The organism is Yoonia sp. (assembly GCF_014859355.1).
Taxonomy (GTDB): Bacteria; Pseudomonadota; Alphaproteobacteria; order Rhodobacterales; family Rhodobacteraceae; genus Yoonia.
The window spans coordinates 44,540-58,160 of record NZ_JACUUJ010000002.1; the positions used below are offsets into that span (position 1 = coordinate 44,540).

At 58.9% G+C, this 13,621-nt stretch carries 14 protein-coding genes; 12 read left to right on the forward strand and 2 right to left on the reverse strand.

The annotated features are described in order from the left end of the window. Positions 1-53: 53 nt before the first annotated feature. The 5 genes from IBX59_RS01410 to IBX59_RS01430 all read left to right on the forward strand — a co-directional run bounded on the left by IBX59_RS01410 (position 54) and on the right by IBX59_RS01430 (position 4,892). A complete protein-coding gene (locus tag IBX59_RS01410; protein ID WP_296371617.1) occupies positions 54-971 on the forward strand; it encodes a carbohydrate ABC transporter permease in 918 nt (305 codons plus the stop codon). 40 nt (positions 972-1,011) lie between these two features. Beyond that, positions 1,012-1,860: a carbohydrate ABC transporter permease gene (locus IBX59_RS01415; protein ID WP_296371892.1), complete on the forward strand. Its 849-nt coding sequence runs from the start codon at positions 1,012-1,014 to the stop codon at positions 1,858-1,860. After that, positions 1,857-2,936 (forward strand): ABC transporter ATP-binding protein, encoded by a 1,080-nt coding sequence (locus tag IBX59_RS01420; protein WP_296371621.1) that lies wholly within the window; start codon positions 1,857-1,859, stop codon positions 2,934-2,936. Before IBX59_RS01415 ends, IBX59_RS01420 begins: the two co-directional genes overlap by 4 nt. A gap of 78 nt (positions 2,937-3,014) precedes the next feature. Then, entirely contained in the window at positions 3,015-3,761 is a 747-nt protein-coding gene (locus IBX59_RS01425) for a sugar phosphate isomerase/epimerase (protein ID WP_296371623.1), read from the forward strand. A 12-nt stretch (positions 3,762-3,773) separates the two neighbouring features. Continuing rightward, positions 3,774-4,892: a Gfo/Idh/MocA family oxidoreductase gene (locus IBX59_RS01430; RefSeq protein ID WP_296371625.1), complete on the forward strand. Its 1,119-nt coding sequence runs from the start codon at positions 3,774-3,776 to the stop codon at positions 4,890-4,892. Between the two features lie 216 nt (positions 4,893-5,108). Here the strand turns inward: IBX59_RS01430 and rlmN are convergent, their stop codons facing one another. Next, on the reverse strand, positions 5,109-6,284 hold the full coding sequence (rlmN, locus tag IBX59_RS01435) for a 23S rRNA (adenine(2503)-C(2))-methyltransferase RlmN (protein WP_296371626.1): 1,176 nt from the start codon (positions 6,282-6,284) through the stop codon (positions 5,109-5,111). Between the two features lie 128 nt (positions 6,285-6,412). Further along, positions 6,413-6,940: an invasion associated locus B family protein gene (locus IBX59_RS01440; protein ID WP_296371628.1), complete on the reverse strand. Its 528-nt coding sequence runs from the start codon at positions 6,938-6,940 to the stop codon at positions 6,413-6,415. A 195-nt stretch (positions 6,941-7,135) separates the two neighbouring features. Here IBX59_RS01440 and IBX59_RS01445 point away from each other — a divergent pair, with 195 nt between their 5' ends. From IBX59_RS01445 to IBX59_RS01475, 7 genes are all read left to right on the forward strand, one after another. Next, entirely contained in the window at positions 7,136-8,125 is a 990-nt protein-coding gene (locus IBX59_RS01445; RefSeq protein WP_296371631.1) for an asparaginase, read from the forward strand. Positions 8,126-8,134: 9 nt separating this feature from the next. Beyond that, positions 8,135-8,923, forward strand: coding sequence for an exodeoxyribonuclease III (locus tag IBX59_RS01450; protein ID WP_296371633.1), 789 nt, complete (start codon positions 8,135-8,137; stop codon positions 8,921-8,923). Between the two features lie 9 nt (positions 8,924-8,932). Beyond that, positions 8,933-9,958 (forward strand): zinc-binding dehydrogenase, encoded by a 1,026-nt coding sequence (locus tag IBX59_RS01455; protein WP_296371636.1) that lies wholly within the window; start codon positions 8,933-8,935, stop codon positions 9,956-9,958. Between the two features lie 51 nt (positions 9,959-10,009). Further along, a complete protein-coding gene (gene rsfS / locus IBX59_RS01460; protein WP_296371638.1) occupies positions 10,010-10,465 on the forward strand; it encodes a ribosome silencing factor in 456 nt (151 codons plus the stop codon). Next, positions 10,465-10,935 carry a 23S rRNA (pseudouridine(1915)-N(3))-methyltransferase RlmH gene (gene rlmH / locus IBX59_RS01465; protein ID WP_296371893.1) on the forward strand — a complete coding sequence of 157 codons (471 nt, stop codon included), beginning with the start codon at positions 10,465-10,467 and terminating at the stop codon, positions 10,933-10,935. The genes rsfS and rlmH overlap by 1 nt, the downstream gene beginning before the upstream one ends. Before the next feature lie 103 nt (positions 10,936-11,038). Continuing rightward, positions 11,039-12,553 carry a 2,3-bisphosphoglycerate-independent phosphoglycerate mutase gene (gene gpmI, locus IBX59_RS01470; protein WP_296371640.1) on the forward strand — a complete coding sequence of 505 codons (1,515 nt, stop codon included), beginning with the start codon at positions 11,039-11,041 and terminating at the stop codon, positions 12,551-12,553. Next, positions 12,550-13,620, forward strand: a complete 1,071-nt coding sequence (locus tag IBX59_RS01475) for a hypothetical protein (RefSeq protein WP_296371642.1) — start codon at positions 12,550-12,552, stop codon at positions 13,618-13,620. Before gpmI ends, IBX59_RS01475 begins: the two co-directional genes overlap by 4 nt. Position 13,621 lies beyond the last annotated feature (1 nt).

Genomic DNA, 13,621 nt, shown 5'->3' on the forward strand with positions numbered 1-13,621 from the left:
AGCCGGTCCCGCATTGATCTGCCCTGCGCGCCCCCATCAATGGAGCCGACAATATGACATTGGCATCGGATATTCCGGCGCAAACCAGCAAGCGCCCGACACGTCTTTTTCATAACCTGATGGCCAAGATCGCCTCGATCCCCATGATCCTGACCGCACTGGTCGTGTTTCTGGGCGGAACCACATGGACCATCGTGTATTCCTTTACCGGGTCGCGGATGCTGCCCCGCACGAATTGGGTGGGTTTCGACCAATATGAGCGGCTGTGGAGTTCGGACCGCTGGATCGTGTCGATCAAGAACCTTGCGCTTTATGGCGTTTGTTCGATGGTCTTTACTCTGGTTATCGCCTTTACGCTGGCCGCGCTTCTGGATCGTAAAATCCGGTTTGAAGGCGCGTTCCGCACGATTTTTCTTTACCCTTTTGCCTTGTCCTTTGTCGTCACCGGTTTGGCGTGGCAGTGGATTCTGAACCCCGATTTCGGTCTGCAAAGTGTAGTGCGCGGCTGGGGTTGGGAAAGTTTTACATTCAACCCGCTGAATGACCCCAACACCGTTATGTTCGGCCTGCTGATTGCGGGTCTGTGGCAGGGTACCGGGCTGATCATGTGCATCATGTTGGCCGGTCTGCGCGGTATTGACGAAGACATCTGGAAAGCTGCCCGCGTTGACGGGATCGGCACGATCAAGACGTATCTCGTTGTTATTATCCCCATGATGCGGCCTGTGTTCATCACTTCGCTGGTGCTGATCGCCAGCGGTATCATCAAGCTTTACGATCTGGTCGTTGCCCAGACCAACGGCGGCCCCGGGATCAGTTCCGAAGTGCCGGCCAAATATGTGATCGAATATATGTTCCGCGCCCAGAACCTTGGGCAAGGGTTTGCCGCATCGACCATGATGCTGGTGTCGGTCGTGATCATTCTGATCCCATGGGCCTATCTCGAATTCGGAGGCAAGAAACGTGGCTGACACAGCTTTGCACGGCCCAAAGGGTCCGAAACCCAAAAAAATGCTGAGCCGGGGCAATATCATGCTTTACGGCACGTTGATCGTCGTCAGCATGTATTACCTGTTGCCGCTTTACGTGATGGTTGTCACATCGCTGAAGGGGATGCCGGAAATCCGGATGGGTAACGTGTTTGGCCCACCAATGGAGATCACCTTTGAACCTTGGGTCAAGGCATGGTCGGGGGCCTGCACGGGCATCAATTGTGACGGTCTGTCGCGGGGGTTCTGGAATTCGGTGCAAATCCTGATCCCGTCGGTTTTGTTGTCGATCACCATCGCATCGGTCAACGGCTATGCGCTTGCTAACTGGCGGTTCAAAGGCTCAGAGGTGTTTTTCACTATTCTGATTATCGGTGCTTTCATTCCTTATCAGACGATGCTGTATCCGATCGTGATCATGCTGCGCGAAATCGGGCTGATGGGCGATTTGTGGGGGCTGGTGCTGGTGCATACAGTGTTCGGCATGCCGATCCTGACGCTGCTATTTCGCAATTATTTCACAGCCATGCCCGAGGAACTGTTCAAGGCCGCCCGCGTTGACGGGGCTGGGTTCTGGGGGATTTATTTCCAGATCATGTTACCTATGGCGCTGCCGATTTTCGTGGTGGCAATCATCTTGCAAGTCACCGGTATCTGGAACGATTTCCTGTTCGGGGTGATCTACACAAAACCCGCCACCTACCCGATGACGGTCCAGCTCAATAACATCGTGAATTCGGTGCAAGGGGTCAAGGAATACAACGTCAACATGGCGGCAACGCTACTCACCGGCCTTGTGCCACTTGTTATCTACTTCGCGTCGGGCAAGCTGTTTGTCCGGGGCATCGCAGCAGGGGCTGTCAAAGGATGAGCTATTCCGTCGAAATCAAAAATCTGGACCTGTCATTCGGGGCAGTGCAAGTTCTGCAAAAGCTGAACCTGAACATCCACGAAGGCGAATTTCTGGTGCTGCTGGGGTCGTCTGGCTGTGGCAAATCAACCCTGCTGAACTGTATCGCCGGCCTATTGGAAGTCACCGACGGGCAGATTTTCATCAAGGACAACAATGTCACCTGGGCCGAACCCAGTGACCGCGGCATCGGCATGGTGTTCCAATCCTACGCGCTTTACCCGCAGATGACGGTCCGGGGAAACCTGTCGTTCGGTCTGAAAAATGCGCGTGTGCCCAAGGCCGAAATCGAAAGGCGCGTCGCGCGGGCCGCGGAAATTCTTCAGATTGAGCCGCTGCTTGATCGCAAGCCCGGTGCGCTGTCGGGCGGGCAACGCCAACGGGTCGCCATCGGGCGGGCGCTGGTGCGCGATGTGGATGTCTTCTTGTTTGATGAACCGCTGTCGAACCTTGATGCAAAACTGCGCGTCGATCTGCGGGTAGAGCTGAAGCGCCTGCACAATCAGCTGAAAAATACGATGATCTACGTCACCCATGATCAGGTCGAGGCAATGACGCTGGCTGACAGGATTGCCGTGATGAAGGGTGGCAAGATCATGCAGCTGGGCAGCCCCGATGAAATTTACAACCAGCCGCGCAACCTTTATGTGGCCGATTTCATCGGCAGCCCGTCGATGAACTTTCTGGCGGGGCACCTGGTGGACGGCACTTTCAAGGTAGACGATATGGTGTTGCCGATGACCGGCTATCACTTTGCGGATGCCCAGACCGCCGACCGGCCCGCCGTGATAGGCATTCGCCCCGAACATGTGGCGACAGGTCCGCTGGCGGCAGACGCACCGTTGCAGTTTCACGTGACGATTGATCTGGTGGAACCCATGGGATCCGACACGCTGGTCTACGCCAAGCTGGGGCAGCATTTGTTCCGGGTGCGCATGGACGGGCAGGCGCGCGTCAAAGCGGGCGAAACACTGCCCATCGGGATCGACCCTGCGCGCGCATCCCTGTTCGACAAAAAGACCGAAGACCGCCTTTGACCCAACCTGAACCAGCCTGGGATCGCATGCGAACAGATGGCGCAGCCACCCAAGACAGTTATCACAAAGGACACGAAAATGCCCCGCATTTCCTATCAGCTTTATTGTTCACGCAACTTTCCACCGCTTGCAGACACGCTGCACATGCTGGCCGATACAGGCTATACCGAAGTAGAGGGTTATGGCGGCCTGTTTGATGATATGGATGCGTTGCACGCCGGGCTGGATGCATCTGGTCTGCGCATGACCAGCGCCCATGTGGGGCTGGATATGGTGGAAGATGACACCGTTGCCACACTGGCCAAGATCAAGGCACTGGGCTGTGCCAAGGTGTTTGTCCCCTATGTGATGCCCGATGCGCGCCCCACCGATGCGGCTGGCTGGGCGGCGTTTGGGGCGCGGCTGGCGGCGGCGGGCAAGCCGTTCCGCGATGCTGGGCTGACATTCGGCTGGCACAACCACGACTTTGAACTGGTGGCGACAGATACCGGCGCACGCCCACTGGACCTGATTGCCGCCGCGTCTGAGGACCTGATGCTGGAACTGGATCTGGGCTGGGTGCATCGCGCCGGGCACGACCCTGTTGAATGGATCAAGACCTATGCCGGTCGCGTTTCGGCTGTGCACGTCAAGGACATTGCGCGGCCTGGTGAATGCACGGACGAAGACGGATGGGCAGACGTGGGCCAGGGAATCATGGATTGGGCTGCGATCCACGCCGCGTTGCTGGCCGCTGGGGTTGATCACTATGTCGTTGAACATGACAACCCGAGCGATCACCTGCGTTTTGCGCGCCGTAGCCTTGCCGCGATCAAAGATTTCTAAAGGAACATACCCATGACACAGCTAGGCGTCGGCATCATCGGATGCGGCAACATTTCGACGACATATCTGCAATTTGCACCAATTTTCAAATCGCTGGCCCTGCGGGCCGTGGCCGATATCAACATGGATGCGGCGCGTCAGCGCGCGGTAGAATTCGGCGTGCGCGCCGACACGGTGGATGATCTGCTGGCCGCCGGTGATGTGGATGTGATTGTCAACCTGACAATCCCGGCTGTGCATTATGAGGTGACGCGCCGCATCCTCGAGGCGGGCAAACATGCCTATTCAGAAAAACCGTTAGTGCTGACGCTGGACGAAGGCGAGGCGTTGCGCGAACTGGCGGCGGCAAAAAACCTGCGCGTTGGTTCTGCGCCGGACACGTTTCTGGGTGGCGCGCACCAACATGCCCGCGCCGCGATCGACGCGGGCGATGTCGGCCGGATCATCGGCGGCACCTGCCATGTAATGAGCCACGGGATGGAAGCATGGCACCCCAACCCTGATTTCTTTTTTCAGCCCGGTGCTGGCCCGGTTCTGGATATCGGCCCTTATTACATCACCAACCTGATCCAGTTGATCGGGCCGGTTAAATCCGTGGCATCGCTGGCCACGGCCACGTTCAAGGAACGGACCATCGGGAATGGCGCGCGTCTTGGCGAAACGGTGCCTGTCGATACGCCGACAAATATTCACGCGCTGTTGGAATTCGCCAACGGCGCAACCGTGACGCTGGGGGCAAGCTGGGATGTCTGGGCGCACCGCCATGCGAACATGGAACTTTACGGCGCGGACGGGTCGCTGTTCATCCCTGACCCCAATTTCTTTGGTGGCACGGTCGAAATCGGTATGCCGGGCGAAGAAATCACCGCCTTGCCTGAATGGGATCACCCCTTTGGCGTTCCGAACCAGAAAGACCAGGCGAATTACCGCTGCGCCGGGTTGGCCGATATGGCCACTGCGATTGCCGAGGGCCGCGAACACCGCTGCAATATTGATCTGGCCGTGCATGCGGTTGATGTGATGACAGGCATTTTGCGGGCCGGCGCTGAACGCCGGTTTGTCGATCTGACCACCACCTGCGCCCGTCCCGCCGCGCTGTCGCCAGATCAAGCGCGCGCATTGCTTGTCTAGGCGGCGTGCGCTTTTCTGCTGCGCGCTTTGAAAAGAAGCGCGCGGCGACGAAAGTCGTTGCGGAGAGCTTCGCAGATGATGCGGTGGATTTCCGCGTCGTCACGGCCCCCCAAATGTTGCAGGGCGTCAAGGATTTCGGGCGGCAGGCCATGTATAATATGTTTCATGGTCCCGATTCACCACAAATTGGTGAACATTCAGTTAGCCAACTTGCACTTATAACCCTGCATCCTGCGCAATTTGCGCCTTTGATTTACGCGCCCGCTCGGTCGCTGATTTCAACTGCCCGCAGGCGGCCATGATATCTTCGCCCCGCGGCGTGCGAATAGGCGAGGCATAGCCAGCTTTGTAAATGATATCGGCAAAGGCGCGGATGCGGTTGTTCGATGACCGTTTGTAGGGCGCGCCGGGCCATTCGTTGAAGGGGATCAGATTGATCTTGGCGGGGATACCGTCGATCAGCTTGATCAGGCGGCGCGCATCTTCGTCACTGTCGTTGATGCCATCCAGCATGACGTATTCAAAGGTGATCCGCTCGGAATTGCTGACCTTGGGGTAGTCGCGCAAAGCCTCCAGCAATTTTGCCAGGGGCCATTTCTTGTTGATCGGCACCAGCCTGTCGCGCACCTCATCTGTGGTGGCATGAAAGGAAATCGCCAATTGGCACCCGATTTCCTGCGCGGTGCGCGCGATTTCCGGCACGATGCCAGATGTCGAAAGCGTGATCCGGCGACGCGATAACTGAATGCCATCAGGATCCATCGCGATTTTCATCGCGTCACGCACGTTTTCGAAATTATACAGCGGTTCCCCCATGCCCATCAGCACGATGTTGGATAGCAGGCGGGTTTCGTCCTTGGGCGCGCCGGGCACCGGCCATTCACCCAGATCATCACGCGCGACCATCACCTGCCCGATAATTTCACCTGCCGTCAGGTTGCGCACCAGTTTCTGCGTGCCGGTGTGGCAAAACGAACAGGTCAGCGTGCAACCGACCTGGGATGAAATGCACAAGGTGCCGCGATCTGTTTCGGGGATATAGACCACCTCGACCTCGTGACCACCTGCAATGCGCACCAGATACTTGCGGGTGCCGTCGCCGCTGACCTGCCGGGTGACAACCTCGGGGATGGCCACAACGAATGTCCGGGCCAGCATGGCGCGGTAATCCTTGGCCAGATTGGTCATCTGTTCAAAGTCACGCACCCCCCAATGGTAAATCCACTGCCAGATCTGGCCGACGCGCATCTTGGCCTGCCGTTCCGGCGTGCCTGCGGCAATCAGCGCATCACGCATCGCATCGCGTGTCAGACCAACAAGGTTAACAGGCCCCTCCGGCGCTTTGCGCGGAATGGTCAGCACATCTTGGGTAATCGGGGCCTTGATGTCCATGTCGATGCTCCAGTCACAGGATCAAACACGCCATATAGAAGGCGCGGGCCGGTTTCACAAGAAACCCCCGCGTCTTGCGCGCATAAATCTCGCCGCCGGAGGCAGGCGTTTTCCAAAGGAAAATGCGTTTAACCCGCGCAGCGGCTGGCCGCTTCCTCGACCGCGGCGGTAAAGCCAAGCAAGCTAAAGGTGTCTTGCGTCTGGGTGCCACGGCCCGACCGGCCAGTCACAACCGCATCGGCGCCACGTTTCATCGCCTCGACGATTCTTGAATCTTCTTCGGCGCCGGCGGGCCATGCCGTTTCATTTTCGGTAAACATCTGAAATGTCGTGCCGCCGATATCAACCGATACGGTTGACCCGCTGGCAAAAGGATAGCCGCCCGCGAACATCACCTGTCCTGCGACGTTTTGTGCGGGGCGATAAAAGACGATCAGCCGAATATCACCCCGCCGCACGTCCACCGGCGCGCCGTCGCGGGTATTCAGGGTTTCCTTTGGCGCGGAAACGGCCCAGCATTCGTTCGGGTTGGTTTCGACAAACACGCTCCAATCCGTATTTGCCGCAACGCGGTTTGCGCTTTCTTGTGCTGTTGCGGTGCTTGCCGCTGCCAGCGCTGCCAAAACACCGATCATCCGAGAAATTCTAAAAATCATCTTACAGCCTCCAAGCTGTCCTTGCCTCTGGTGCCCCTGTTTTACCTGCGGTGCATCTGTGGGCACCTTTTCGGCTGGCGGGGCGTGTTTCAACTCGATACCCATGGTGGTAGCAAAAAACCGCCCGTCGGGGAAAGCCCCCAAACAACCGGGCAGGTCATCATATGATGACGCAAACAGTCAAAAAGGCGAAAAATGGCAAATACAGTGGATATGGTCGAGGTGTGGCGCGGTGATCTTTTGGAATCGGTGCATCGTGGTCACGCAGTTGTGTGTGATGACACCGGCCAGATTGTCGATGCATGGGGCGATCCGGCGGCGGTGATCTATCCCCGGTCGTCGTGCAAGATGATTCAGGCGTTGCCCTTGGTGGAAAGCGGTGCTGCAGCGGGGTTGTCGGATGAACAGCTGGCGCTGGCCTGCGCGTCGCACAATGGCGCGGCCATCCATACCACCCGCGTGAATGCATGGCTGGCCGAACTGGGGTTGACGGACGATGATTTTCGCTGCGGCCCGCAAATGCCCGATGACCGCACCGCCCGCGAGGCGCTGATTTGCAGCCACGAAAGCCCCTGCCAGGTCCACAACAACTGTTCGGGTAAACACGCAGGGTTTCTGACGCTGAACAAACATTTGCAGGGTGGGCCAGATTACGAAGTGATCGACCATCCGGTGCAGCAGGCCATCAAAGCCGCGTTCGAGGATGTGACACAGCAAACCAGCCCGACCTATGGGATCGACGGCTGTTCAGCCCCCAACCACGCCTGCACGGTGCATGGGCTGGGGCGTGCCATGGCGTTTTTCGCCAGCGCGCACGACCGGTCCGACACCCGCAGTGCAGCCGCGACCAAGCTGATTAATGCGATGATGACCTATCCCGCCCTTGTCGCGGGCGAGGGGCGCGCCTGCACCGACCTGATGCGCGCGATGGATCACAAGGTCGCGGTGAAAACCGGGGCCGAGGGTGTGTTCATCGCGATCATCCCCGAAAAGCGTCTGGGTGTTGCCTTGAAAATCGCCGATGGGGCCACACGTGCCAGCGAAAGCGCAATGGCGGCCATTCTGGTCAAGCTCGGGGTGCTGGACCCCGCGCATCCTGCTGCGATTGCCCGCATGTCGCCGCCCATCACCAACCGGCGTGACAAGGTGACTGGTGCTATCCGCCCTGCCGCCGCTTTGCTGTAAGGAACACCGATGGCCTTTACCCTTGCCACATGGAACATCAACTCTGTCCGTCTGCGCGAAGATATCGTGGCGCGGCTGATGCGCGAAGAAACCCCTGATGTGCTGTGCTTGCAGGAATGCAAAAGCCCGGTGGACAAGATCCCGCTGGATCAGTTTCGCGCGCTTGGTTACACGCATATGGTTGCGCGCGGTCAAAAGGGTTACAACGGTGTCGCGATCCTGTCCAAACTGCCGATCGTCGAGGCGGGCGCAGAGGATTACGCCCAGCTTGGCCATGCCCGCCACATTGCGGGGCAGCTGGAAAACGGCGTGACGATCCACAACTTTTATGTGCCCGCGGGCGGTGACGTTGCAGACCGCGCAGTCAATGAAAAATTTGGTCAGAAACTGGATTATCTGAGCGAAATGCGTGATGCGTTTCATGCTGACCGACCGCAAAAATCCATCCTTGTGGGCGATCTGAACATCGCCCCGCGCGAAGATGACGTCTGGGATCACAAGAAACTGCTCAAGGTGGTCAGCCACACGCCAGTCGAGGTGGACCATCTGGGCGATGTGATGGCGGCGGGTGACTGGGCGGATGTGACCCGCGCCGATATTCCCGATGGCCCGCTTTTCAGTTGGTGGTCTTACCGCGCCGCCGATTGGGATGCGGCTGACAAGGGCCGCAGGCTGGATCATATCTGGGCCACGCCGGACATCAGGAATGCGGCGCATTCCAGCCGGATCCTGCGCGCCGCGCGCGGCTGGGGCAAACCCAGCGATCACGCGCCGGTTTTTGCCACCTTTGACCTTTAGGAGCCAGCGATGACCCTGCCCAGCAAGATGCGCGCCCTGATCCAGTTGCACGACGGTTATGCTGGCACGCAGACTGGCCCTGATATCGACGATATAGCGCCCTTTGTAGCGTTGCGCGACGTGTATGTGCCAACCCCCGGCAAGGGGGAGGCGCTGATCAAGGTGCATCTGGCGGCGGTGAACCCGTCGGACATTCATTTCATCAAGGGCGAATATGGCCAGCCCCGGCGCAAAGGCATCCCTGCCGGGTTCGAGGCCGTGGGCCAAGTTGTGGGTGGCGATACGCCACTGATCGGGCAACGCGTCAGTTTCTTTGCGACCGCGTCAGGCACATGGGCCGAATATGCGCTGACCGATGCCAGCAGGCTTGTGCCTTGTCGCGCCGATCTGGCCGAACCGGATGCGGCGGGCCTGCTGGTCAATCCGCTGACGGCGATTGCTCTGTTTGATGTCGTGCGCGACAGCGGCGCGGACAGTTTTGTGCTGAACGCTGCCGGGTCGCAACTGGGCAAATTGCTGATTGCGCTGGGCCGCGATCACGGGATTAAACCCATCGCGGTTGTCCGGCGTGCGGCGCAGGCAGCCGCATTGCGCGATTTGGGTGCGGCAGAGGTCATTGTAACCGGCGATGCCGACCCATTGGATCAGGCGCGCAACATCTTTAAAACGCTATCGCCACGCGTTCTGCTGGATGCCGTGGGCGACCAGTTCACGGCAGACCTGTTTTTTGCAATGCCCGCCCAAGCGCGGTGGATCAACTATGGGAAACTGGCGACCGAGGCCCCAGTGCTGACGCAACTGGGGCAGTTGATTTTTCAAGGGAAGGAGATCGCTGGCTTCTGGTTGACCCGCTGGCTGCAACAAACCGATCCTGCGCGTATTGCCGAAGCGTTCAGCGATATCCAGAAACGGTTTGTCACAGGCAGATGGGTGACAGACGTTGCCGGGATTGTGCCGCTGTCAGATGCCCTTTCTGGCTTGCCCTTGGCGCTGGTCAAAACCGATGGCAAGGCATTTATTGATCCACGTCAGTAGGTTTGTTGCTCTTTTATTGAAAATCAGGGTGATGATTGCTATTTTACATCTATGCCCTGCGCCGGGGCCATGGCGGCGTTTTATAAGGAGGACGATGCACTGTCTCTTTCCACCACGGCTGCTGATGCAGTCAACGCAGGGGTTCACGTCATGAAAGCCCTGAAAACCGCGAACAGCGAAGCTTTGCTGGCCGCTGTGTTGAAATCCCTGGACGACGACAAAGCAGAAGATGTCGTGCAGATCAATCTGCGCGGGAAATCCGAAATGGGTGACTACATGGTCATCGCATCTGGTCGGTCCACGCGGCAGGTGACCGCAATTGCCGAAAAGCTGGCGGACCGGCTGAAGCAGGAATTTGGGGTGATCGCCAAGACCGAAGGCAAAGACACCGGTGACTGGGTGCTTGTCGATGCGGGCGACGTGATCATCCATATTTTCCGGCCCGAAGTGCGCGAATTCTACCAGTTGGAAAAGATGTGGCAGCCCGGGGTCGTGACACCGGCCTGATGCGTGTGCATATTTGCGCCGTGGGTCGGCTGCGGCAGGGCCCAGCGCGTGACCTTTACGATGATTACTTGACCCGGTTCGACCGGACAGGCAGAGCGCTGGCGATTGGCCCTGCGCAATTGATTGAGGTTGAGGATAAAAAGGGCGGTGGCATGGCGGCCGAGGCTGTTTTACTACAGCGCGCTATTCCTGACGGGGCATTGATCTGCGCGATGGATGAGCGCGGCAAGATCCTGTCATCGCCCGATTTTGCCCACCAGCTGGCCGCGTGGCGCGATCAGGGGCGGCAGGATCTGGCGTTCGTGATCGGCGGGGCTGATGGGATCGACCCGGCCCTGCGCACGCAAGCGGATACCAGCCTGAGCTTTGGCAAAATGGTCTGGCCGCATATGTTGGTGCGGGTCATGCTGTCAGAGCAGCTTTATCGGGCGGCGTCCATCCTTGCCGGATCGCCCTATCATCGGGTGTGATGCCGCCTCCGGCGGGAGTTTTTTGGCCAAGATGAAGGGGGATGCTGTTCCCCTTGGGCCAGCGATCGGATAAGTTGAAACCAGCAGAAAAAGGAGCGGTCTGATGTCGGTGCCAAAGCCTGTTGTTCTTTGCATCCTGGATGGTTGGGGTTTGCGTGACGAAACAGAAGGCAACGCGCCCATGCTGGCCCATACGCCAAATTTCGATGCGGTGATGCGCGGCCCCCATGCGCAGCTGGTGACCCATGGTCATGATGTGGGTTTGCCCGCTGGCCAGATGGGCAATTCCGAGGTTGGGCATACCAACATCGGTGCAGGCCGGATTGTGGCAATGGACCTTGGCCAGATTGAAATGGCGGTTGCGGACGGGTCTTTTGCCAAGCAAGAGGCAATTGTGCGCTTTATTGAAAAACTGAAGGCGACCGGTGGGGCGGCCCATTTGATGGGTGTCGTGTCTGATGGCGGCGTGCATGGGCATCTGGATCACATCGCTGCGGCCGCTGTGGCGATGACGCAGGCCGGTGTGCCAGTGATCATTCACGCGATAACCGACGGGCGTGACGTAGCCCCGTCATCTGCGCTGGGTTTCATGGCGCGCCTGCAAAGCCAATTACCTGCGGCCGCAAAGATTGCGACTGTAATCGGGCGCTATTACGCCATGGACCGCGACAACCGCTGGGACAGGGTCAAGACTGCCTATGATGCGATGGTCATGGGGCAGGGCGCACGGGCCGCCACGCCAGAGACTGCGATTGAGGCGGCTTATCAAGCGGGCAAGACAGATGAGTTCATTCCGGCTACGGTGATCGGCGATTATGCAGGCTTTGCCCCGGGTGATGGCCTGTTCTGTCTGAATTTCAGATCTGACCGGGCGCGTGAAATTCTGGCGGCAATCGCCGCGCCGGATTTCTCTGGATTTGACCGGACGCAGCAAGAACTTGCCGCGCTGCTTGGGATGGTCAGCTATTCAGACCAGCACGACGTATGGTTTGATGCCGTTTTTCCCAAGCGGGACCTTCAAAATACACTTGGTGAATGGGTGGCCAAACACGGGTTGCGTCAATTCCGGTTAGCCGAGACAGAAAAATATCCGCATGTGACTTTTTTCCTGAACGGGGGCAAGGAAGTGCCGGAAACAGGCGAGGACCGGCATATGCCAAAATCGCCGGCGGTTGCCACCTATGACCTTCAGCCAGAGATGTCCGCATCAGAGGTGACTGCAGCCTTTGTAAAGGCGATTGGTGATGGATATGACCTGATCGTAACCAACTATGCCAACCCTGATATGGTGGGGCATACGGGTGATATCGGCGCTGCGGTCAGGGCTTGCGAGGCCGTGGATGCTGGTTTGGGGCAAGTGTTGGGCGCCTTGCGGGCGGCAGGTGGGGCCATGGTGCTGACGGCTGATCATGGCAATTGTGAAATGTTGATCGACCCTGACACAGGTGGCGCGCACACTGCCCATACGCTGAACCCCGTGCCTGTCGCCCTGATCGGGGGACCGGAGGGCGTGCGGTTGCGTGACGGCCGGTTGGCTGATCTTGCGCCGACGCTGCTGGATTTGATGGGGCTTGAACAGCCGCCGGAAATGACAGGGCGCAGTCTGATCGTCAGATGAGGCTTGCCGCGCTTTTGATTTTGCTTGCGCTTCCTTTGGCGGCACAGGTGACAGAGGACGCTGCGCAAACGCCTGCGGAAAAGCTGGAGTCGGCCCAGGCCCGCCTGACTGCGGCTGAAACTACACGCGACCGCGTTGCAGCCCTGACTGCGACGGTGCAGGCCTATGAGGCGGGTCTGGCCGCCTTGCGGGATAGTTTGCGCCAAGCGACGGCCCAAGAGGCCGTGGTGGCGGATGATCTGGCCCGTAATCGGGCGCAAACGGCGACCTTGCTAGGGGCGTTGCAGGCAATCAGCCGCACCCCGCTGCCAGTGCAGATGACCCACCCAAACGGGCCACGTGATGCGGTGCGCGCAGGCATGATCGTGGCGGATTTGACACCTGCGCTACAGGCGCAGGCGGCCATACTGGCGGCGCAGGTCGCTGAATTGAACCGTTTGCGAGGGCTACAACAGGACGCGATTGCAATGCTGACAGACGGGCTGCGTGGGGCGCAGACAGCGCGTGCGGATCTGGGGCAGGCTATCGCGCAGCGCACGGATTTGCCGCGCCGGTTTGAAGAGGATCCGGTCCAGACAGCTCTTTTATTGGCCAGCACTGATACGCTTGCCGCTTTTGCTGACCGGTTGGCAGCTGTCGCCCCCAATGTGCAGGCCGCGATGACGCCAACGGGTGATTTGCCGCTGCCGGTCGCTGGCGCGGTCACGGTGCTGGAAGACCAGCCCGGGGTGATGGTTCGCGCCGCGCCACGTGCGCTGGTGACGGCGCCTGTTGCCGCGACGATCCTGTTTCGCGGGCCGCTTCTGGATCATGGCACAGTCATCATCCTTGAACCTGCCGCAGATGTGCTATTTGTCTTGTCAGGGCTGGCAGAGGCTTTTGGTGAGCCCGGTGAAATCGTGGATGCTGGCGCGCCGCTGGGGCTTTTGGGGGGGGAACAGGTGGGTGTTGACGGTATTTTGAACCAAGCAGATACCGTAGACCCGTCGCAGCCCCTTTATATCGAGGTCAGGGACGGGCAAAGTCCCATTGATCCGGGCGTCTGGTTTGCGATCAACAAGGAATAGG

Excerpts from the sequence above, each read along its gene's own strand:
- IBX59_RS01410 (WP_296371617.1), top strand. The coding sequence starts at position 54 with ATGACATTGGCATCGGATATTCCGGCGCAAACCAGCAAGCGCCCGACA.
- IBX59_RS01415 (WP_296371892.1), top strand. The coding sequence starts at position 1,012 with ATGCTGAGCCGGGGCAATATCATGCTTTACGGCACGTTGATCGTCGTC.
- IBX59_RS01420 (WP_296371621.1), top strand. The coding sequence starts at position 1,857 with ATGAGCTATTCCGTCGAAATCAAAAATCTGGACCTGTCATTCGGGGCA.
- IBX59_RS01425 (WP_296371623.1), top strand. The coding sequence starts at position 3,015 with ATGCCCCGCATTTCCTATCAGCTTTATTGTTCACGCAACTTTCCACCG.
- IBX59_RS01430 (WP_296371625.1), top strand. The coding sequence starts at position 3,774 with ATGACACAGCTAGGCGTCGGCATCATCGGATGCGGCAACATTTCGACG.
- rlmN (WP_296371626.1), bottom strand. The coding sequence starts at position 6,284 with ATGGACATCAAGGCCCCGATTACCCAAGATGTGCTGACCATTCCGCGC.
- IBX59_RS01440 (WP_296371628.1), bottom strand. The coding sequence starts at position 6,940 with ATGATTTTTAGAATTTCTCGGATGATCGGTGTTTTGGCAGCGCTGGCA.
- IBX59_RS01445 (WP_296371631.1), top strand. The coding sequence starts at position 7,136 with ATGGCAAATACAGTGGATATGGTCGAGGTGTGGCGCGGTGATCTTTTG.
- IBX59_RS01450 (WP_296371633.1), top strand. The coding sequence starts at position 8,135 with ATGGCCTTTACCCTTGCCACATGGAACATCAACTCTGTCCGTCTGCGC.
- IBX59_RS01455 (WP_296371636.1), top strand. The coding sequence starts at position 8,933 with ATGACCCTGCCCAGCAAGATGCGCGCCCTGATCCAGTTGCACGACGGT.
- rsfS (WP_296371638.1), top strand. The coding sequence starts at position 10,010 with ATGCCCTGCGCCGGGGCCATGGCGGCGTTTTATAAGGAGGACGATGCA.
- rlmH (WP_296371893.1), top strand. The coding sequence starts at position 10,465 with ATGCGTGTGCATATTTGCGCCGTGGGTCGGCTGCGGCAGGGCCCAGCG.
- gpmI (WP_296371640.1), top strand. The coding sequence starts at position 11,039 with ATGTCGGTGCCAAAGCCTGTTGTTCTTTGCATCCTGGATGGTTGGGGT.
- IBX59_RS01475 (WP_296371642.1), top strand. The coding sequence starts at position 12,550 with ATGAGGCTTGCCGCGCTTTTGATTTTGCTTGCGCTTCCTTTGGCGGCA.